Raw genomic sequence first — 21059 nt, 5'->3', positions numbered from 1 at the left:
GGACGGGGACTGGCTTTGCCCAGATCTGCGGAAATGATGATATGGCGCTGCAATACAATGCCGGCGGCGGGGTAGGCTGTATCTCGGTTACTGCCAATGTCGCGCCGCGGCTTTGCGCAGAATTTCAGGCTGCCAGCCTGGCGGGTGATATGGCCAAGGCGCACGCATTGAACGAGCGACTGTTTCCGCTGCACCAGGCGCTGTTCACTGATGCCTCGCCCGGGCCAGTCAAATACGCCTTGTCAAAACTGCAAGACTGGATCGGCGATGATGTGCGTCTGCCGATCATCGCCTGTAGCGCGCAAAGCCGCCAGGCAGTGGATGCCGGGCTGGCACATGCGGGGTTGGTCTAGGTCATGACCTAGCGTCAGCGCTTTTGCCGCAGCGGCTCCATCGGCTGGATGATATAGCGGGCCCAAACATAGCGCCATGGCACGATAAAATAGGCTATGATGATGCCGATCGAATCGAAAAACATATCTTCGATATCAGCGCTCCATTTGCCGTTCAGCCAAGCGCGCAGGGCGATGAATATCAACCACACAGTCTTCCAGGCGATTTCATACATCATCAAAGGCAGCATTTGCAGCGGATAGCGAACCCCCAGCACACTAAGCAGGGCGAGAGCTGCCAACATTGATTTCGCAACCCCGAGTCCCCAATGCCAGTCGGCAGATTTGAACAGCATTTGCTCCCAGACCACGCTGCCCATGACCAGCGCCATCAGCAGAAACAGGAAACGCATGGCATTGATCTGCCAGGTGGAAACTGGCGGAAACACAAGCTCAGACGATAGTGGCATGTTGAACGCTCCAAATCTCATTTAAGTGTGTTGGTGTAGCAATACAATAAACTAGTCAAGTCCCGTTTGGTGATGCGGTTTGGTTTGAATTTTTCGCCAAGCACCCTACATGCCGCAAGACCATGGCCCGCCCGCATCACCCAGAATTCGAAAAAACCAAAGTCGTCGCCGAAAACCGGCGGGCGCGGTTTGATTATTATATCGAGGACGTGTTCGAAGCCGGGATCGTGCTGACCGGGACCGAGGTGAAGTCATTGCGGTTTGGTGAGGGCTCGATCGCCGAAAGCTATGCCGAGGTCAAAAACGGTGAGATCTGGCTGGTCAATTCCAACGTCCCCGAATTCAGCCATGGCAACCGCTTTAACCATCAGCCCAAACGGCCGCGCAAACTGCTGCTGAAAGAGCGCCAGATTGCCAAGTTCCACGGAGCGGTGGAGCGCAAGGGGATGACCCTGGTGCCGCTGTCGATCTATTTTAATGGCCGTGGCCGCGCAAAAGTAGAGCTGGCGCTGGCCAAAGGCAAAAACGCTGCGGACAAGCGCGCGACAACCAAAGAGCGTGACTGGAAGCGGGATCAGGCACGGATTATGCGGGACTACAAATGAGCACGCTAATCACCCGCATCGCTGGATGGGCGCAGCGCCAAATGCCCAAGCGAGAAGAGCTTGAGCATAATCGCTGGATCGGCCCGTTTGCGCGCCGGCCAGAGCTGTGGCGCTTTACCCGCCGCTCGGTGCCGCGTGGGGTGGCGGTGGGCTTGTTGGTGGGCATTTTTGCGCTGATCCCGGGAATCCAGATTATCGGTGCGGCGCTGCTGTGCGTCCCCAGCCGCGGTAATATCCCTCTGGCCGCTATGATGACTTTCCTGTCGATGCCTTTGACCACGCCATTCATCCTGTTGGGTTCGGCCGCGATAGGAAACGGGCTGGGCTTCCATGTCGATCTGGCAACGGTGCGGCAGATGATGTCTGAAGGCGCCTCACTGAAAGAATGGACCTATTGGTTCCTGTCTGACGCCGCACCAGGGGTGGTCACCGGACTGTTTGTGATATCGGTGGTTGCGGCCTCAATCGGCTACCTGATCGCTTCGTTCAGCTGGTCTTGGTGGATCCGCCATAAACGCAAGCTGGCGCAGGAGCGGTTGGCCCAGCCGGAGCTGCCCGAATGAAGGCGCCGGCCGCCGGTCTGCCTGTACCGACGGCCGAACGGCTGGTCCTGGGCGGGGCCCTGCTGGCCAGCTTGGTCCTGGTCTGGCTGGCCACCCGCCAGCCGGCTGCTGTGGCCGGTTTTGTGGGCGGCCTGATCGGCCTTGGCGCGCTGGGCTGGATGCTGCGCCCGCGCGCGGAACCGGGCGAACCGGAATATGCCTTGCCCGATTGGTCGGTAACCGTTGCTGCAATCGATCGCGGCGATGCTGCGGTGGCGATCACCGATCGCGCGGGGCGGCTTGTTTGCGCCAATCCGCTTTATGAACAATGGTTTACCGCGCAGCATGCGCCGCCGCGTCTGCCGGTCGATAATGCCAGCCTGGAACGCCTGGCCAAGGCCGCGCGGGCCGGTTGGCGCGATGGGGCGGGGCAGGCCGATCTGATCGAGCGCGATCATTTGCGCTGGAAGGCCGCAGTCCTGCGGGCCGGGCGCGGGGATGATTATCTGGTCTGGAACTTTACCGCGCTAAGCCCGCCCGATCTGGTTGGCGAACTGATCCCGCATTTCGAAGGCAAGTTGGGCCGGGCTCTGGCCGGGGCCGGGCTTACGCTGGCGATCGTCGATCCTGATGGCAAGGTGCGCGCGGCAACCCCGGGCTTTGCCGCCCGCACCACCGGCGATCCCGCCGCGATCCTGACCGGCAAGGATTTTGCCGATCTGATGTATCAGGATGAGAGTGATCGGATCAGCTGGGCCCGCGATGGCAAACGCGGTGCACCGCTTTCGCTGTTCTATCTGCCGGTGGCCGATCCCGATGCAGCGGCAGCGCCTGATTACGATCAAACCCCATCGCTGATCCTGGTCGCCGATAACGGCACCGGCATTGGCGGCGGCGGCGGAGAGGGCGGCGCGGGCGCTGCGCACCTTGAAGCCCTGCTGGCGCAGCTGCCGCTGGGCCTGGCCATGGCTGACCGCGATGGGCGGTTGCTGTTTGCCAACACTGCTTTCATGCGCGCCGCCGGCCGCGATGGCGAAGCGCCGCCAACCTATCCAACCGATCTGGTGGTCCAGGAAGACAAGGGCCCGATTTCCGATGCGGTCCGCCGCTTTGCCCAAGGCCCCGCCAACAGCGGCGATATTGCGGTGCGGCTGAAAGGCCTGGCCGAAGATCCGGTTACGTTGAGCCTTGCGGGGGTGCGCGGGCTGGGTGAGGCTGCGGTCTTGCTGGGGCTGACTGACAATACTGAGGAAACCCGGCTCAAACGGCAGGTTGCCCAGGCCACCAAGATGCAGGCCGTGGGGCAATTGGCAGGCGGGGTGGCGCACGATTTCAACAATGTCCTCACCGCGATCCTTGGCACCTGCGATTTGATGCTGTTTCGCCATACCCCCGGTGACAGCGATTATGATGATATCCAGCAGATCCGCGCCAATTCGAACCGCGCCGCCAGCCTGACCCGCCAGTTGCTGGCCTTTAGCCGCCAGCAAACGCTGCGCCCCGAAGTGCTGCAATTGCCCGATGTCGTTACTGATATCACCCACATGCTGCGCCGCCTGATTGGTGAGAAGATCCTGCTTACCGTCACCCATGATCGCGATCTGGGCCCGGTTCGGGCCGATCCGACCCAGCTGGAACAAGTGATCGTCAACCTGTGCGTCAATGCCCGCGATGCGATGCTGGCCAAAAGTGAGCACGGCAAACTGACTCTCGCCACCCGCAAGATCAGCGCCGCGCAGGTCCGCGATATGCAGGGCGGGATCATGCCGCAGGTCGATTATACCGCGCTGATTGTGCAGGATACTGGCAGCGGGATTGCGCCCGAAAATCTCGGCAAGATCTTTGAACCGTTCTTCACCACCAAGGACCTGGGCAAAGGTACCGGGCTGGGGCTTTCAACCGTCTACGGGATCGTCAAGCAGAGCGGCGGGTTCATCTTTGCCGATAGCGAAGTGGGCCGGGGCACCACTTTCTCGGTTTACTTGCCGGTCCATCACGCGACCAAATCAGATACCGTTCGTCCTGAGCTTGTCGAAGGATCGTCCTTGCTTTCACCCAAACCCGAAACCGAATGGTCCGGCGGCGGCCGCATTCTGCTGGTTGAAGATGAAGACATGGTCCGCGCCGTGGCACAGCGCGCGCTGACCCGCGCCGGGTTTGAAGTGACCACGGCCAGCGACGGCGATGAAGGGCTGGAGATTGTCCAGCGCGGTGACCCGTTCGATATGATCGTATCCGATGTGGTGATGCCGGCCATGGACGGCCCCAGCATGATCCGCGAAGTCCGCAAACTGCGCCCCGCGATGCCGGTGCTGTTCATGTCAGGCTATGCCGAAGAGCAACTGCGCAAGGAGCTCGATCTGGATAACGTTGAATTCCTGCCCAAGCCGTTCTCGGTACAACAGATCAGCGACAAGGTGGGCGCAGTACTGGCTGCGGCGAAGGGATGAGCAATTAGTGCACTGTCACTGTAATTCTTGGCGTTCTAAACGATACCGATCCTTCAGTAAGAATGGAGGATGAGAGTCGTGCGGGAAGGCTCGTACAGCCCCGCTATAATCCCAATCAACTCTATTCAATTGCCTCTGGCTCTGGATACCAACGGGGGAAAACAACCTTTCTGGCGGTATGTGCTGGAAATTTGCCAAATTTCCGAGGCAAGGCATATGGCCAAGCATATGCGGACAGGTCCGGTGGGCGTGTAATAACATCTCGCGGCGAGTTAACTTACACCAGGTCGGGGGGAAGCGTGGTTTTACGAAGTTTTGATTCAGATGGAAAGCCTGCTCCTTTCTTAGTATATACCCCAGGTGGGAGCATATCTTACAACACATCATATAATACTATTATAATTGATGCCAAGTCAGGCGAGACGACGTTTGTCAATCTTGACACTGATTTGAACGGGGTTAGAGTGAAAAAATGACACGTTTTAACGAGTATTTTCCGATACTTACGATCGTTAGTATTGCAATTATTTCACTAACCTCTTGTAACAATTCAAATAGTAAAGTGGAAAATTCTGAAAATTCACTCGATAGGGTGAAGGTAGCCGCCGCCAATGGGTCTAATTTCGATATTGAGAAGATGCTAAGATATTATGAGGAGTGCCCTAAAGGGATGACCAAGGAGAATTGCGCAAAGGAGTCCGAGTATTGGGTGCGAATCGGGGTTGCACTTGGTAACGCTGGCGCGATATCTGTGATGATAAATGCAGAATCTGAAAAATTCGATTGCACAAGCGCTCTTGATACGCTCTCAATGATACGCAAAATTAGACCGATGATCGAGAAATCAAATTCAAGATACAAATATTACTACGAAAACGAAGAATCAGATGCTGTCAAAAAAATTCGAGTGTATTGTAAAATATAGACCGAATTGCGTGAATTTCGGAAGTTACGGTGACACGTGCAATAACCCCCAATTCCCCAGTGGGGTTACGGTGGCGCGTGCAATAACCCCTTAATTGTGGCGGGGTTGCGGTCACAAGCGGAGGCCAGACGCTGAGAACTTGCTACAGCTATGACGCGCGGGGCAATAAGCTGTCAGAAACGCGGCCACTTGGCACTGGGGGGACATGTCCATGAGGCGCGTGATTGCAGGCAGCCTGTTTGCGACCACCGCGCTTTGCGGTCTGCCGCAAATCGCCGCGGCACAAAGCGCGCCATCGCCCTACACCACGGGCCATCGCTACGATGCCGCAGGCCGTGAGACTGGGTCGATCGCACCCGATCCCGATGGTGCCGGGCCGCTCAATTTTGTTGCCGTGCGTTACACTTACGATGCGGCCGGGCGGGTGGTGAAGGTAGAGAGCGGAGAGCTTGCCGCCTGGCAGCCAGAAGGCATCGCACCAGCCGCTTGGACTGGCTTTACGATCTACAAGACCGTTGAGACCAATTTTGACGCGCTTGATCGCAAAACAATCGAGACGAATTACGGTGACAGTGCAATAATTTTAGTCCCCTTGCCCTTTCGGTCACGCTTAGCAGGCTTGGGGTTGAACTCCTTGTGATCGGCCGAGTGGGCATAGTGGACAGGGTTCAGAAGGGTCAGATCTTATCTGCGGCGAGAGCCGCGCGTCATGTTGACACTCGAATAAAGTGCACTGTCACCGTAATTTTTCCCCAGCGCAGCAATCGGTGGCAGCGGACTTTCATTGAGGCAGGGGACTATGCGCTTTACCTTGAACTGCTGGCCGCGGCGGCAGAGCGGGCGCGGACCGGCAGCGCGAATCGCGCAAAATGGTGCCGGCTGAGGCAAAGCAACATTGCCTGAAATGGGTCTTCCAGGTCGTTTCCAACCTAAAATATAGCCTAAATATCAGCCATTTACCGATGTTCCAAAAATGTTCCGTTCCCCCCTTGTTCCAGAAGAACAGATACGGTACGTTAGTCGCACGTTGACCTGATCGGTCAGTGGCTTACGCAAGGGGACGAACGATGGGTGCTCAGCTTAAACTGATTCAGGAAGGCAAGGAAACAATGGACCGTGAAAAGGCGCTCGAAGCAGCGCTGGCACAGATTGATCGCGCGTTTGGCAAAGGCAGCGCGATGAAGCTGGGCTCGAAGCAGACGATGGAGGTTGAGGCGATCTCCACTGGCTCGATCGGGCTTGATATTGCGCTGGGGATCGGTGGCCTGCCGCGCGGCCGGGTGATCGAAGTTTACGGGCCGGAAAGCTCGGGCAAGACCACACTGGCGCTGCATGTGATAGCCGAAGCGCAGAAGAATGGCGGCACCGCCGCATTTGTTGATGCCGAACACGCGCTTGATCCGGTCTATGCCAAGAAGCTTGGCGTTGATATCAATGAACTGATCGTTTCGCAGCCCGATACCGGTGAACAGGCGCTTGAAATCGTCGATACCCTGGTGCGGTCCAATGCGATTGACGTGCTGGTGATCGATTCGGTTGCGGCGCTGGTGCCGCGCGCCGAAATTGAAGGCGAAATGGGTGATAGCCACGTTGGCCTTCAGGCCCGCTTGATGTCGCAGTCGCTCCGCAAGCTGACCGGTTCGATCAGCCGTTCGCGCTGCATGGTGATCTTCATCAACCAGCTGCGGATGAAGATCGGGGTGATGTACGGCAACCCGGAAACCACCACCGGCGGCAACGCGCTCAAGTTCTATGCATCGGTCCGGCTCGACATCCGCCGCATCGGCCAGATCAAGGACCGCGACGATATCGTTGGCAACACCACCCGCGTCAAAGTGGTCAAGAACAAGGTTGCTCCGCCGTTCAAGCAGGTCGAATTCGATATCATGTATGGTGAGGGAATTTCGAAGATTGGTGAGATGCTTGATCTTGGCGTCAAGGCCGGGATTGTCGAAAAGTCTGGGGCGTGGTTCTCATACGATTCAATCCGGATCGGGCAGGGGCGTGAAAACTCCAAGACTTACCTCAGGGAACATCCAGAAATTTGTGACCGGCTGGAAGCTGCGATCCGCGGCCAAACCGAAGGTCTGTCCGGGGAAATGATGGCCGGTCCTGAAGCTGAGGACGACATCTGATCTCTGAGAGCTTCCGGCTGCGGCGACGCCTATCGCAGCGGCCGGGGTTAAGTGGAGGGCGTTCCTGAGTCCCCCGTACCCCTTCGGGAACGTCCTCCAAAAGACACGAAACCGGTGCGAGTGGCCACAAACCCCTCGCTCCGGTTTCGGCCGTTTCATGACCAGGCCCGGCACGCCTGCGCTGCGGTGTCTGCCTTGCTGCGCATCCCCTCCTCACCCAAACGCCCCGCGGCTGTCCCGCTGCGGGGCAGGCGCAACGCAGTGCTTTCAGGTCTGCCCCGCTTGGCTATGCTGCAGCCAAGAGGAACCGCCATGTCCAAGCTTGCCTTCGCCGCCGCAATCGCTCTCACGGCGCTAACCAGTGCCGCCGCCGCCGAAGTAGGCGATCGCTGGCCGCTGCTTGCCTTTGCCAGCGACGATGCCTGCGATCTGGCGATGACCAGCAGCGGCCGCGCCATGCAAATCCGGGCGCGCGGCCTGATCCCGGGCGAAACCCTGCGCTTCACCCTTACAAATGGCGATATGAGGCCGATCCAGTTGGCCCTGCGCGCGGGTAACGATGGCACCTTGCTGCGCTACTATTTCCCGTTCCGACTTAATCATGATGGCGGCGTTGTCGCGGTTGAACTTGAGGCAGCCCGCTGCTCGCTGCGTGTTTCGGGTCCATGGACCCGCAATCTTCAAACCATCCCCTGAAGGCAGGCTGGCTGGCGATCAAAGCCGTGCTATGACTGGACGACCATTCTTCAGGAGCCCAGCATCATGACCTTGATCGTCCACCATCTCAACAACAGCCGTTCACAGCGGATCCTGTGGGCGCTTGAAGAACTGGGTTTGCCATATGAGATCAGGCACTATCAACGCGATGCCGTAACAAACCTGGCCCCGCCAGAATTGAAGGCGATCCATCCGCTCGGGAAAAGCCCGTTGCTGGAAGACAATGGAGCTATCATTCAGGAATCGGGCGCAATCATTCAGTATCTGCTGGATGCCTATGGCGAAGGGCGTTTTCAGCCGGATTCGGGCAGCAAGGATGCCCTGCGCCATATGCAGTGGATGCATTTTGCTGAAGGCTCTGCGATGTTGCCGATCCTGCTTCAACTTTACACCAGCCGCCTTGGGGATGCTGCCGCGCCGCTCCAACCGCGCATCGCGGAACAGCTTTCAAGCCATTTTGCCTACCTTGAAGGAGAGCTGGGCGCGTCGGGCCATTTCGTTGGTGATGATTGGACCGGGGCCGATTTCATGTTGAGCTTCCCGGCCGAAATTGCGGTGATGCAAGGGCAGGGCGAAGCCTATCCGAAGCTTGCGAAATTTGTCGCCGCCGCCCACGCCCGCCCGGCCTGGCTGCGCGCCAGAGAGAAGGGCGGGGCCTATTACGGGTACTAATGCGCCTCCGCCGCGCGCGCCTTTACCGCTTCGTCGGCATGCTTTCCGCTGATTTCGGCCAGGTGATCGAATTTGGCGGTAAAGCTGGCCAGCCCCTGGCTAAGCGAGCGCAGTTCAGCGTCGAGCCCTTGCAGTGCGGCTTCGGGCAGCAGGGCCTCAACCCGTTCCCAGCGCGGCCATTGGGGATGCGGGGCCAGCCCCAGGATCTGCCCGCGCCGGGCTGACAGCACCGAACCGACCTTCGATCCGGTTCCCGCCGGAGTATCTGCAGCCAGTTTGACAATCGGTTCAAGCAGATATGGAGCCGCCCGCGCCAGGGCATCGCTCATCGCGGTTCGTCCGGCGATCCGGAACGCCAGTTCTGAACTGTCAACCGCGTGGAACGATCCATCAATAAGCGTCACGGCAAGATCGACCACTTGAAAACCCAAGGGGCCGCGTTCCATGGCATCCCTCACTCCGGCTTCGACTGCGGGGATATATTGGCGCGGGATCGCACCGCCGGTAATCTTGTCTTCGAACACGAAGCCTTCGCCGCGTGGCAGCGGATGGATTTCGATTACGCAATCGCCATACTGGCCGTGTCCGCCGGACTGTTTCTTGTGACGGCCGCGCACTGCGGCGCCATTGCGGATCGATTCACGGTAGGCGATCCGGGGTGGATGGCTGTCAACTGCAACCCCATAGCGGCGCTGCAATCGGCCCAGCACAACCGCAAGGTGATCCTCGTTGATACCCTTGATGATCGTTTCGTGGCTGGCTTCGTCCTGGATCCATTCAAGGGCAGGGTCTTCTTCGCACAGCCGGTGCAGCGCGGTTGAAAGTTTGACGTCGTCCTTGCGGTCACGGGTGATGATTGCCGTCGCGGCGTTGCGCGGCGGATAGGCGATCAGCGCGGCGTCACCGATCCGGGCATCCTTTCGGCCCAGCATCTGGCCGGGCCGGGCACCATCAACCTTGGCCACGGCAACCACATCGCCAAGCTGGGCGGCTGATTGTTTGGCCGTCCTTTCACCCTGCACAAAGAACAGCGAACCAGTGCGCTCGGTTTCCCCGCCGACGAACAATTCGTCGCCCTCACCCAAACCGCTGCCAAGCACCCGGCCCAGTGCAAGCCGGCCCATTGCCCCGCCATTGGCGATTTTGAACACGTGCAGCGCGCCGCCCTGGGCCAAGCCCATCCGCGCCGCTGCGGCATCGGGGGCTGGCGCTTCATGGCGCAGCAGTTTGAGCAACCGGTGCACCCCGCCGTCTGAAAGCGCAGAACCCAGCACAACCGGGACAACTTTGTTTCCGGCGGTATCGGCGGCAAGATCGGCCATGACGGCGGCCTGATCGGGGGCTGCGTCCATCAGCAATGCTTCAAGCAAGGCATCGTCAAAATCGGCAAGAGTTTCAAGCAAGTGGCTGCGCTCTTGCTGTTCGCGGACCAGCATTTCTCCGGGAATTTCCACCCGCTCGCTCTCTTTGCCGGAGCGATAGCGATAGGCCCTTTCCAGCGCGAGATCGACATAGCCGGTAACCTGCTCACCGCCTTTGCCATCTCCGGCCCGGATCGGGATCTGGCGCAGCGCCAGCGGTTCGCGGCTCATCGGTTGCAACTGTGTGATCAGATCGCGGATCGCCCCGGCGCGGGCATGCTCGATCTTGTTGATGAAGATCGCGTGCGGCACACCCAATTCGTCCAGCTGGCGCAGCATCGGCTCGGCCAGACCGGCGCGTTCAGGCGCGGGATCGATCACCACCAGCGCCATATCGGCCGATTGGATGGCGGCCAGTCCATCGGCGCTAAAGCCGGCCCCGCCAGGCACATCGATCAGTGCGAAGCGATCGCCCATGTAATCGAAATGGAGCAGATTGAGTTCGGTTGATCCACCGCGGGCACGGGCTTCGGGGGAACTGTCTCCTACGGTATTGCCAGCCTCGACGCTGCCCTGGCGGTTGATCGCGCCGCTGGCGAAAAGCAAGGCTTCGGCGAGGCTGGTCTTACCCGTGCCGGCCGGCCCCACCAGAGCGACCGCACGGGTTGCTGCACTGCCGCCTGATTGTCCATTTTGGGTGACCACCATCGTCCGCCTCCTATTCATGAGAAGGCGCGCCGGGCGCTTTGTGCTGCGTCAGACGCGCACTGGAACGGCGTGATGGTCTGCCTCTCGGGCGCGAGTCGCAAGTGAATTGTTCGCCGCACTTGTTGCTTGCGGTGCAAGGAAACAGCGCATAGCCTTGCTTCCATGACGACAGGAAGCGAATGGCGCCAGCAAGTTGGCCGCAGCTGGGCTGATAACTACCGGCTGACCGATCGGGCCTTTTCCGGGCTGACCGAACGGTTGCTGGGCCGGATAGGCGGCTGCGATGGCAAGGCGGGGCTGGATATCGGTTGCGGTGCGGGAGAGCTTTCGCTTGCCTTGGCGCGCGGCAATCCGCAATCCCGCCTGGTTGGGGTTGATGTTTCAGCCGATCTGGTTGCAGCCGCGCGGTTGCGCAGCGAAGCGCTTGAAAACGTCAGTTTTGTTGAGGCTGATGCGGCGCACTGGAAGCCCAATGATTTCGCACCTGATGTGCTTTATTCGCGCCATGGTGTGATGTTTTTTGATGTGCCGGTAATGGCCTTCGCCAATCTGCGCCAGATTGCCCAGCCCGGCGCGCGGCTGGTATTTTCGTGTTTTCGCAGTGCATCGTTGAACCCCTGGGCGACTGAGCTGGCCCGACTGCTTGAGCTTCCCCAGGTGGGAGAAGGCATTGCGCCGGGGCCGTTCGCATTTGCCGATCAAAGCTATGTCCGCGGCATACTGGACAACGCCGGGTGGCGCTCAATTGCCTTTGAAGAGGTTGATTTTGCTTATGTAGCCGGGGCCGGGGAAGATCCGGTAGGCGATGCGCTGCAATTCTTTGGCCGGATCGGCCCGGCTGCCCCGGCTATGCGGGCGCTGGATGACAGTGGCCGCAAACGGGCCGAAGATTGGCTGCGAACATGGCTTGAGGATCACCGCAGCGGCAATCTGGTAGCCTTCGAGGCTGCGGCCTGGATTGTTACCGCCCATGCCTGAACACTTGCCGCGTGTAAGCGCCTGCCCTATCGGCCAGCCCATATGACCCTGACAAACGCACCCTCGACCAACGAAATCCGCCGTTCCTTCCTTGATTACTTCGGCCAGCATGGGCACGAAGTTGTGCAATCTGCGCCCCTGGTGCCGTTTAACGATCCAACCCTGATGTTCGTCAATGCCGGGATGGTGCCGTTCAAGAACGTGTTCACCGGGCTTGAAACCCGCCGCGTCCCGCGTGCCGTTTCCAGCCAGAAGTGCGTTCGCGCTGGCGGCAAGCACAACGATCTGGACAACGTTGGCTATACCGCTCGGCACCACACATTCTTTGAAATGCTGGGCAATTTCAGCTTTGGTGACTATTTCAAGGAGCAGGCGATCACCCACGCCTGGACCCTGCTGACCAAGGAATGGGGCATCCCGGGCGACCGGCTGACCGCAACGGTCTATCACACCGATGATCAGGCGTTTGCGCTGTGGAAGAAGATCGCCGGCCTGCCCGAGAGCCGGATCATTCGCATCCCGACCAAGGACAATTTCTGGGCGATGGGCGCCGATGGCCCGTGCGGGCCGTGCAGCGAAATCTTCTATGACCATGGCGACCATATCTTCGGCGGACCGCCGGGCAGCGCCGACGAAGACGGCGACCGGTTTGTTGAGATCTGGAACCTGGTGTTCATGCAGTTTCTGCAGGAAAACGACGTTCAGATCGGCGAACTGCCCAAACCCAGCATCGATACCGGGATGGGGCTGGAACGCGTGGCAGCCGTGTTGCAGGGCGTGCATGACAATTACGATACCGATACGTTCAAGGCCCTGATCGCAGCCAGCGAAAGCCTGACCGGGGTCAAAGCCGAAGGCGATAATCAGGCCAGCCACCGGGTGATTGCCGATCACTTGCGCTCGGTCAGCTTCCTGCTTGCCGATGGCGTGCTGCCTTCGAACGAGGGGCGCGGCTATGTGCTGCGCCGGATCATGCGCCGGGCGATGCGCCATGCGCACCTGCTGGGGGCGAAGGATCCCCTGATGCACCGGCTGGTTGGTGCACTGGTGACCGAGATGGGCCAGGCCTTTCCAGAGCTTGGCCGGGCCCAGCCGCTGATCGAGGAAACCTTGCAGCGCGAGGAAGTGCAATTTCGCCGGACGCTGGCCAATGGGCTGAAGCTGCTGGATGAAGCAACCGGCACGATGAACGAAGGCGCAGAGCTGCCCGGCGATGTTGCCTTCAAGCTTTATGACACCTTCGGTTTTCCCTATGACTTGACCGAAGATGCGCTGCGTGCCCGCAAGATCGGGATCGATCGCGCGGGCTATGATAGTGCCATGGCCCAGCAAAAGGCCGCCGCACGGGCCGCATGGAAGGGCAGCGGGCAGGCCGCCGATGATGAAGTGTGGTTCGATATTGCCGAGCGCGCCGGGGCGACTGAATTCACCGGTTATAGCGCGGTTACGGCAGAGGCGCAGGTGCTGGCGCTGGTCAAGGACGGCAAGGAAGTTGAAAGCGCTGCGGCCGGTGATGCGATCACCGTAATCGTCAACCAGACTCCGTTCTATGGCGAAAGTGGCGGGCAAATGGGTGATGCCGGGACCATCACCGGTGGCAATGGGTTGACCATTGCGGTTAGCGATACGGGCAAACCGCTGGGGCGGCTGCATGCCCACAGCGGCAAAGTTTCCGCTGGCGTGATCAAGGCCGGCGATACGGTCAAGCTCGACATTGATGTTGCGCGCCGTGATGCCACCCGGGCGAACCATTCGGCCACGCACCTGCTGCATCAGGCGCTGCGTGATCGGCTGGGCGATCATGTGACGCAAAAGGGCTCGCTGGTTGCGCCGGACCGGCTGCGGTTCGATTTTTCGCACCCTGCGGCGCTGTCTGCCGATGATCTGGCGGTGATTGAAGCCGCGGTGAATGCGCAGGTGCGCGGCAATGAACCGGTGGTGACCCGCCTGATGAGCCCCGACGAGGCAATCGAAGCCGGGGCGATGGCGCTGTTTGGTGAAAAGTACGGTGATGAAGTGCGCGTGCTTTCTATGGGTCACGGTGATGCCAGCGCCTATTCAACCGAACTGTGCGGCGGCACACACGTGCGCGCGCTGGGAGATATCGGGATTTTCCGGATTATTTCGGAAAGCGCCGTTTCCAGCGGGGTTCGCCGGATCGAGGCATTGACCGGCGAACATGCGCGCCAATGGCTGGTGGGCCGGGAGGATGCACTGAAGAGTGCGGCAAGCTTGCTTAAGACAACGCCCGACGATGTCGAAGCGCGCGTTGCTGCGCTGCTCGATGAACGCCGCAAGCTGGAGCGCGAGCTGGCCGAGGCCAAGAAGGCGCTGGCACTGGGCGGCGGCGGGGGCAAAGCCGAAGCCGCCGATGAAACTATCGGCGGGGTGACGTTCAGCGGGCAAGTGCTTGATGGATTGGACCCCAAAGATCTGCGCGGGCTGCTTGATGCGGCCAAGCAGCGGATGGGTTCGGGCGTTGCCGCGATTGTTGCGGTAAACGATGGCAAGGCCAGCATCGCTGCGGCCGTAACCGATGATTTGATCGGCAAAGTCAGCGCAGTAGATCTGGTCCGTGCGGGCGTTGAGGCGCTGGGTGGCAAGGGCGGTGGTGGCCGGCCAGATATGGCACAGGGCGGCGGCCCCGATGGCAACAAGGCGGCTGAAGCGATTGCGGCGGTGAAAGCGGTTCTGGCGGGCTAACCCTTTAGATCCTCTCCATTTGTGGCATTCGCCAAAAGTAGAGAGGATCTGGTTATTCCTCCTAATTCGTTCCCGCCACCAGCAGCCGTCCGTGGCGCGGCTGGACCGGCCGGGCATTATCACCAACGATGGCGTGGATCGCCGCGATCTGGGCTGCGCTGGCCGAAACCGGCTGTGTCGCTACGTGCCAGCGTACACCTTCGCTGCAGGGCGGGGTGGTAAGCGATCCATCATAACGCCACACGGTCAGACTGGCGGGCAGCAATCGCGCAGGATCGAACGTCACACCGCCCACCATATGCGCAGCGGCCTGCTGGCGCGGGGCGGCCTTGATGATCTTGTCAAATTCCGGGTTGTGGGCGCCTTCCTCAAACAGCACTCCCAGAACGGCAAGGTTGCCAGAGTAATCGGCATGCACAAAGTGCGCGACCATTGGATAGGGCACACCATAGACCGTCTCTTCGGACGGCGTATGGAAATGCACCTGAACCAATTTGTAGTGTGAAATCCCGCTGGAAAGGATCGATCCTTCAGGGAAATTGACCTGCACCGTGTGGCCGTTGTTAAGGATGCTCATCGCCCCGGCACGGTAATTGGTGCGGACATTGATCCGGCCTTCAACATCGGCCCCGCCCAGATCGATCGGGCTTTGCATCCGGCCCACTTTGCAGGTCTTGAACTCGTCGGCCATTTCGCCCCAGTGTTCTGGCCCGGTCTCACCTGAATAACCCCAATGCGCATTGCCGTCTGCATGGCCTGGCGGATGGGCTGGGCCCGCCTGCCGGTGCGCAGCCGGGGCTGGCGCATGGCCCGATCCAGCCAGAGCTGGCGTAGCGATTAGCAGCGCCAGCGCGGCGCGGGTCAGGATGATGCGGTTCATGCGGGATCCCCGTTAATTGCAGAATGGGGACGCTAGGCAGTTCTGGCTAAGTCTGCGCAAAGGGGGGCACCAGCAGATATACGCAAGTGCGATTCAGCTAAGCGAGCGATCGCGCAGACTGGTGCTCCTAAGGCTTGGTTTTTCCTCCAGTTCGCCTTCCTCCATGATCTGTGCGCGCATTTCATCGCGCTTTTCATGGATGCTGGCGATCACCGGGCCCATCGGCACACCCAGATCAACCAGCACTGCTTCGGAAAGTTGCAACGAGCTTTCCAGCGTTTCGGGGACCGCATGGCTGGCCCCGGCCCGATAGAGTGCTGCGGCGTGGCTGGCATCGCGGGCGCGGGCGATGATCGGCAGGCCGGGGTGGGCGCTGCGCAAACGGCGGACCAGATGCAGCACGCCAACCGGCTGGTCCATGGTCAGGATCACCGCAGTGGCATCATCCAGCCCCAGCCGCTCCAATGCATCGGGCCGGGCTGCATCGGCAAAGCGCACGGCATATCCCGCGGCGCGGGCTGCACTGGCCGCTTCGATATCGGCGTCGATCATTTCAAACGGCTGGCCATGCCGGCGCAGCATTTCGGCCACCAATTGGCCCACGCGGCCGCTGCCGATGACAACAGCATGGGCCGGGGCCAAGGCTGCATCGGCTTCAAACTCCATCGCCCGATCAACCCGGCGGCCCATCCAGCGGCCACCGATCGCCAGGATCGGCGTGATGGTCAGGCCCAGTGCCGTGACGATTTCCCAGAACTGTGCAGCATCGGGGTGGATCAATTTTCCGGCCTCTGCCGCGCCCAGCACGATCAGCGTGGTTTCTGATGGACTGGCCAGCAGAATTCCGGCCTCAGTCGCGGTACCGGCCCGCGCGCCCGAACGGTGGAGCAACAGGCCGGTAACCAGCGCCTTGGCCAACAGCACCAGCGCGGTGGCCAGCAGCACTTCACCCAGCCGATTCCAGACCACGCCCAGATCCAGGCCCATGCCCACGGTGATCAGGAACACCCCCAGGGCAAGCCCTTTGAACGGGGCGATCATCGCTTCAACCTCGCCATGGTAATCGGTTTCGGCGATCAGCAATCCGGCCACCAACGCGCCGGCAATCGGGGAAAGGCCAGCCGCGCCGGTTGCCAGCGATGCCAGCAAGACAACCAGCAGGCTGACGGCCAGAAACAGCTCAGGGCTTTTGGTTCGGGCGGCCTGATCGAACAGCCGGGGTAGCAGAAAGCGGCCGGCCCCCAGCAAGACCACCACGACCAGCGTGCCCAGCATCAGCGTTTGCACGATCGCGCCCAGATCACCGGCGGCATCGCCCCGGCCCAGCGCGCCCAGCAGAAAGATGATCGGTATCAGCGCGATGTCTTCGAACAACAACATCCCCAGCGCCGCGCGGCCGACCGGCGTCTTGGTATCGGCGATCCTCAGCACCAGTGCCGTCGATGAAAGCGCCAGGGCCAGACCCAATGCCAATGCTGTCGCCAGCGAATTGCCCAGCGCCAACAGCACCGCAGCAATCAGCAGCGCTGCGCCCGCCAGCTCCTTGGCGCCCAGATTGAATACGGCCTGGCGCATCGCCCATAACCGCGCGAACGAAAGCTCAAGCCCCACCGAAAACAGCAGCAGCACGATCCCGAAATCAGCAAACGGAACAAGCCGCTCCGGATCGCTGATCGTAATCCAGGCCAGCCAGGGATGATCGGCCACAGCGCCGCCCAGCCCAAACGGGCCAACCAGAATGCCAACCAGGATAAAACCGATCACCGGCGTGATCCGCCACCGCGCAAACAGCGGGATTACAATCCCCGCTGCGCCCAGGATCACCAGGGCATCGCCCAAGGGGGAAGTGGGAACAAGATCTGCGGGGCCGGCCATGGTTGTGCGATACAAATATAGAGCCAGATGGCAAGCGGACTAATTGCCAGATTTTTGGCTTGCCGGTGTTCAATTGTCGTATTAAATTACTACACCAAGGGGATCAATACAAATGGCTTCCAAAAGCATTATTCTTGTCGATTTTGACAATATATTTAGCATTCTATGGCAACTGGATCGGTCTGTCGCTATGCGATTTGCGGAACGACCAATGCAATGGCTTCCATTACTAACGGGACAACATTTGACCGGAGAGCATCGGCGTTGGATGGTTGCGCGATGCTATTTGAATCCTGCCGGATTCGTTGTTGCAGGCGCAGATGCGAGGGATCGTATCTTTTTCAGCCGGTTCCGGCCAGGGTGGGTTCGGGCTGGATTTGAGGTTGTCGATTGCCCAACGCTCGCTCGAGGCAACAAGAACGCTGCGGATATCCGGATGGTGCTTGATGCGATGGACCTGCTGGCCCATCGTACCCAATTTGACGAATTCGTGATTGCATCGGGCGATGCCGATTTCACGCCTCTGCTTCACCGGATCCGGCTTGAGGGACGCCGCGCTACGGTCTTTGCGCCGGGATTTGCTTCATCGGCCTACACCTCACTCGCAGATCAAGTAATTGATTTTGAAGCGATAGAAAGCTTGCTGGCAGACAATTCGGCGGCAGAGCCCGCGCCACTTGAGGCGGCAGCGCCGTTACGTGTGGAAGTTGATGAAGCACTGTCTGCTCGCTTTTCTGATTACCTTCAGCGCCGCTATGATGAATCCAGCGCCCCGCTTAACCTTGCCGTATTGGCCCAGCATGTTTGCAATAATGTTTCCGGTGTGCGCGAATCCGGCTGGTTGGGACATGGCAGCTTTTCGCGCGCAGTGCAGGCACTTAACTTGCCTGGTGCTACCTTTTCACCCCATTACCTTTGGGACAATAGCCGTCACGAGCCTCCAGTTGGCACAACTGAACGGGTGGTCTTTGAATTGCCGGAGGTGGTTGAAAGCGTGATCCGCAATGCAGATGTTCCGCGGCTTGAATCGTCAGCTTGGTCCGAATTGTTCAAGATGCTGGCGCGCTATGCCGCTGAGCAGGAATTCAACTTGACTGAAGCATCTCGGTGGACGCGCGACCAATTGGCCGAAATCGGCGTTTCGGTTTCACGCAGTGCTGTAAGCTATGCAATCCATGGTACACAATATGGCGGTGCGCCAGTCAATCGCGATCCTGCGCCCGACGCGGACGAGATCGCCAATGCTTTTTTTGACAATGTACTGCGCCGTGCCGAAGCTGCTGGCATGACAATCGATGAAAAAGATGAAGATATCATCGGGCAATGGCTTGGGTTCAAGCCTCAGCAATGAAAACTCGCGGTATGCGTCCAGCGAACGCGATCTGCACATAGGAAGACTGCGCCGGCTGGACCTGATTTTCTGGAATTCTTACTTCCAGTCTTGCATCGCCACTTCAAGGTTCTGGACGATCTCTTCGAAGAAGCCTTCGGTGGTTAGCCAGGCCTGTTCGGGGCCGATCAGGATCGCAAGATCCTTGGTCATCTTGCCGCTTTGGACGGTATCGATGCAGACCTTTTCCAGCGTTTCGGCAAAGCGCACCACATCGGGGGTCTCGTCAAATTTGCCGCGATAGATCAGGCCCCGGGTCCAAGCAAAAATGCTGGCGATCGGGTTGGTGCTGGTGGCCTTGCCCTGTTCGTGCTGGCGAAAGTGGCGGGTGACGGTGCCGTGGGCGGCCTCAGCCTCAACCGTCTTGCCATCGGGCGTCATCAGTACCGAGGTCATCAGACCCAGCGAGCCAAACCCTTGGGCAACCTGATCCGATTGGACATCGCCGTCATAGTTCTTGCAGGCCCAGACGAATTTGCCTGACCATTTGAGCGCCGATGCGACCATATCATCGATCAGCCGGTGTTCGTAAACGATCCCGGCTGCGGCAAATTTTTCCTTGAAGCCTTCGCCGTCGAACACTTCCTGGAACAGATCCTTGAAGCGTCCGTCATAAGCTTTGAGGATGGTGTTCTTGGTCGAAAGATACACTGGCCAGCCCAGGCCCAACCCATAGTTGAAGCTGGCGCGGGCGAAATCACGGATCGAATCGTCCAGATTGTACATGGCAAGCGCAACGCCGGGCGAGGGATAGTGGAACACTTCCTCGTCGATCTTGCTGCCATCATCACCTTCCCAGATCAGCCGCAGCTTGCCCGGGCCGGGCACGACAAAGTCAGTCGCCTTGTACTGATCGCCAAAAGCATGCCGGCCAACCACGATCGGATCGGTCCAACCCGGGATCAGCCGGGGCACATTTTCCATCACGATCGGTTCGCGAAACACCACGCCGCCCAGAATATTGCGGATCGTGCCGTTGGGGCTCTTCCACATTTTCTTGAGCTTGAATTCCTTCACCCGGTCTTCATCCGGAGTGATCGTGGCGCACTTTACACCCACGCCGTACTGCCGAATTGCATTGGCGCTATCGACGGTGATCTTGTCATTGGTTTCGTCGCGCTTTTCCACGCTAAGATCATAGTATTTCAGATCGATATCAAGATAGGGCAGGATCAGGCGTTCGCGGATCCACTGCCAGATGATGCGGGTCATCTCATCGCCATCAAGCTCGACAACGGGGTTTTTTACCTTGATTTTGGTCATGTCTTTGTCCGTCAATCCCGGGGAGGTTTCGCACCCCCTTAGCAGAGCGAATGGCCTGTGCAAGTAAGGGCTGGACGAGCGCGGTGCGGCGCTTTAATCGTTTGATTAAATGCTAGGCGAGAGGATCAAAGACATGAGCGAGGAAAATGCAGTCCTGACCGAAGTTGAAGACGGTGTCCTGATCGTCACGATGAACCGGCCAGAAGCCAAGAATGCGATGAACAAGGCCCAGGCCGAAGGCATCAATGCCGCAATGGACCGGCTGGAATCCGATCCCGATCTGCGCTGCGCAATCCTGACCGGGGCTGGCGGCACGTTTTGTTCGGGCATGGATCTAAAAGGATTTCTGCGCGGAGAGCGGCCCAGCATTGAGGGGCGCGGTTTTGGCGGGCTGACCGAATGGACCCCTTCAAAGCCGGTTATCGCCGCCGTCGATGGCTATGCGCTGGCCGGCGGCATGGAACTGGCGATGAGCTGTGATCTGATTGTGGCCAATGCCGCGTCAAAGTTCGGCATTCCCGAAGCCAAACGCGGCCTGGCCGCAGCGGCTGGCGGACTGATAAAGCTGCCCCGTCAGATTCCGCCCCGGATCGCGATGGAACTTGCGCTGACCGGCGATTTCATTTCGGCGGCACGGGCCTATGAACTGGGCTTTATCAACCGCGTGGTCGATGGTCCGTCGCTGGATGCGGCCAAGGATCTGGCCAAGGCGGTGGCGGCAAATGGTCCGCTGGCTCTGATCGCGTCCAAGGCCGTGATTCGCCAATCGCATACCTGGAGCGATGCAGAGATGTGGGCCAAGCAAGGCGCGCTGGTTGGCGGGGTTTTCGTCAGCGAGGATGCCCGCGAAGGTTCGCTGGCTTTCGCCGAAAAGCGCCAGCCCAACTGGAAGGGCAAGTAAGCCCCAACGCCAGTCTATCAGCAAAAAGGCCCCGGGAAACCGGGGCCTTTTTTGTGAATGGTGGGCGTAGCAAGGATTGAACTTGCGACCCCTACGATGTCAACATAGTGCTCTACCACTGAGCTATACGCCCGCACCATTCAGGTTCTGCC

At 59.6% G+C, this 21059-nt stretch carries 18 protein-coding genes and 1 tRNA gene; 13 read left to right on the top strand and 6 right to left on the bottom strand.

Annotated elements, in window-relative coordinates; translation table 11 throughout:
* On the top strand, positions 1-353 hold a 353-nt coding region (locus ABL914_RS11700), incomplete at its 5' end, for a dihydrodipicolinate synthase family protein (RefSeq protein WP_391563364.1).
* Positions 354-367: 14 nt separating this feature from the next.
* Here the strand turns inward: ABL914_RS11700 and ABL914_RS11695 are convergent.
* On the bottom strand, positions 368-823 hold the full coding sequence (locus ABL914_RS11695; RefSeq protein WP_391563363.1) for a hypothetical protein: 456 nt from the start codon (positions 821-823) through the stop codon (positions 368-370).
* Between the two features lie 101 nt (positions 824-924).
* On the opposite strand from ABL914_RS11695, the gene smpB reads away from it, so the two are divergent.
* From smpB to ABL914_RS11655, 8 genes are all read left to right on the top strand, one after another.
* Positions 925-1407: an SsrA-binding protein SmpB gene (smpB, locus tag ABL914_RS11690; RefSeq protein WP_391563362.1), complete on the top strand. Its 483-nt coding sequence runs from the start codon at positions 925-927 to the stop codon at positions 1405-1407.
* Positions 1404-1970 carry a DUF2062 domain-containing protein gene (locus tag ABL914_RS11685; protein WP_391563361.1) on the top strand — a complete coding sequence of 189 codons (567 nt, stop codon included), beginning with the start codon at positions 1404-1406 and terminating at the stop codon, positions 1968-1970. The genes smpB and ABL914_RS11685 overlap by 4 nt, the downstream gene beginning before the upstream one ends.
* Positions 1967-4399: a response regulator gene (locus ABL914_RS11680; RefSeq protein WP_391563360.1), complete on the top strand. Its 2433-nt coding sequence runs from the start codon at positions 1967-1969 to the stop codon at positions 4397-4399. The genes ABL914_RS11685 and ABL914_RS11680 overlap by 4 nt, the downstream gene beginning before the upstream one ends.
* Positions 4400-4871: 472 nt before the next feature.
* Positions 4872-5324, top strand: a complete 453-nt coding sequence (locus ABL914_RS11675) for a hypothetical protein (protein WP_391563359.1) — start codon at positions 4872-4874, stop codon at positions 5322-5324.
* Positions 5325-5529: 205 nt separating this feature from the next.
* Positions 5530-5964: an RHS repeat domain-containing protein gene (locus tag ABL914_RS11670; protein WP_391563358.1), complete on the top strand. Its 435-nt coding sequence runs from the start codon at positions 5530-5532 to the stop codon at positions 5962-5964.
* Positions 5965-6391: 427 nt separating this feature from the next.
* Complete coding sequence (gene recA, locus ABL914_RS11665; protein ID WP_391563357.1) at positions 6392-7459, top strand: recombinase RecA; 1068 nt, start codon at positions 6392-6394, stop codon at positions 7457-7459.
* 312 nt (positions 7460-7771) lie between these two features.
* Entirely contained in the window at positions 7772-8155 is a 384-nt protein-coding gene (locus ABL914_RS11660) for a hypothetical protein (protein WP_391563356.1), read from the top strand.
* Between the two features lie 66 nt (positions 8156-8221).
* Entirely contained in the window at positions 8222-8848 is a 627-nt protein-coding gene (locus ABL914_RS11655; RefSeq protein WP_391563355.1) for a glutathione S-transferase family protein, read from the top strand.
* On the opposite strand, the gene ABL914_RS11650 is transcribed toward ABL914_RS11655, so the two are convergent.
* A complete protein-coding gene (locus ABL914_RS11650) occupies positions 8845-10917 on the bottom strand; it encodes an elongation factor G (RefSeq protein ID WP_391563354.1) in 2073 nt (690 codons plus the stop codon). The two genes, ABL914_RS11655 and ABL914_RS11650, sit on opposite strands and share 4 nt — an antisense overlap.
* A 162-nt stretch (positions 10918-11079) precedes the next feature.
* On the opposite strand from ABL914_RS11650, the gene ABL914_RS11645 reads away from it, so the two are divergent.
* Both ABL914_RS11645 and alaS read left to right on the top strand, forming a co-directional pair.
* On the top strand, positions 11080-11895 hold the full coding sequence (locus ABL914_RS11645; protein WP_391563353.1) for a class I SAM-dependent methyltransferase: 816 nt from the start codon (positions 11080-11082) through the stop codon (positions 11893-11895).
* Positions 11896-11937: 42 nt separating this feature from the next.
* Positions 11938-14598: an alanine--tRNA ligase gene (alaS, locus tag ABL914_RS11640; RefSeq protein ID WP_391563352.1), complete on the top strand. Its 2661-nt coding sequence runs from the start codon at positions 11938-11940 to the stop codon at positions 14596-14598.
* Positions 14599-14659: 61 nt separating this feature from the next.
* On the opposite strand, the gene ABL914_RS11635 is transcribed toward alaS, so the two are convergent.
* On the bottom strand, positions 14660-15478 hold the full coding sequence (locus ABL914_RS11635) for a carbonic anhydrase (protein WP_391563351.1): 819 nt from the start codon (positions 15476-15478) through the stop codon (positions 14660-14662).
* A 93-nt stretch (positions 15479-15571) separates the two neighbouring features.
* Entirely contained in the window at positions 15572-17353 is a 1782-nt protein-coding gene (locus tag ABL914_RS11630) for a cation:proton antiporter (RefSeq protein WP_391563350.1), read from the bottom strand.
* 112 nt (positions 17354-17465) lie between these two features.
* On the opposite strand from ABL914_RS11630, the gene ABL914_RS11625 reads away from it, so the two are divergent.
* On the top strand, positions 17466-18704 hold the full coding sequence (locus ABL914_RS11625) for an NYN domain-containing protein (RefSeq protein WP_391563349.1): 1239 nt from the start codon (positions 17466-17468) through the stop codon (positions 18702-18704).
* Between the two features lie 78 nt (positions 18705-18782).
* On the opposite strand, the gene ABL914_RS11620 is transcribed toward ABL914_RS11625, so the two are convergent.
* Positions 18783-20006 carry an NADP-dependent isocitrate dehydrogenase gene (locus ABL914_RS11620; protein WP_391563348.1) on the bottom strand — a complete coding sequence of 408 codons (1224 nt, stop codon included), beginning with the start codon at positions 20004-20006 and terminating at the stop codon, positions 18783-18785.
* A gap of 133 nt (positions 20007-20139) precedes the next feature.
* On the opposite strand from ABL914_RS11620, the gene ABL914_RS11615 reads away from it, so the two are divergent.
* Positions 20140-20907, top strand: coding sequence for a crotonase/enoyl-CoA hydratase family protein (locus ABL914_RS11615; protein ID WP_391563347.1), 768 nt, complete (start codon positions 20140-20142; stop codon positions 20905-20907).
* A gap of 58 nt (positions 20908-20965) precedes the next feature.
* Here ABL914_RS11615 and ABL914_RS11610 read toward each other — a convergent pair.
* Positions 20966-21040: transfer RNA gene (locus ABL914_RS11610), tRNA-Val, on the bottom strand.
* Between the last annotated feature and the right edge of the window lie 19 nt (positions 21041-21059).

The sequence above is a fragment of the Novosphingobium sp. genome (assembly GCF_040079535.1).
In the GTDB taxonomy this organism is placed as follows: domain Bacteria; phylum Pseudomonadota; class Alphaproteobacteria; order Sphingomonadales; family Sphingomonadaceae; genus Novosphingobium.
This window is presented reverse-complemented; position numbering and strand designations above follow the sequence as displayed.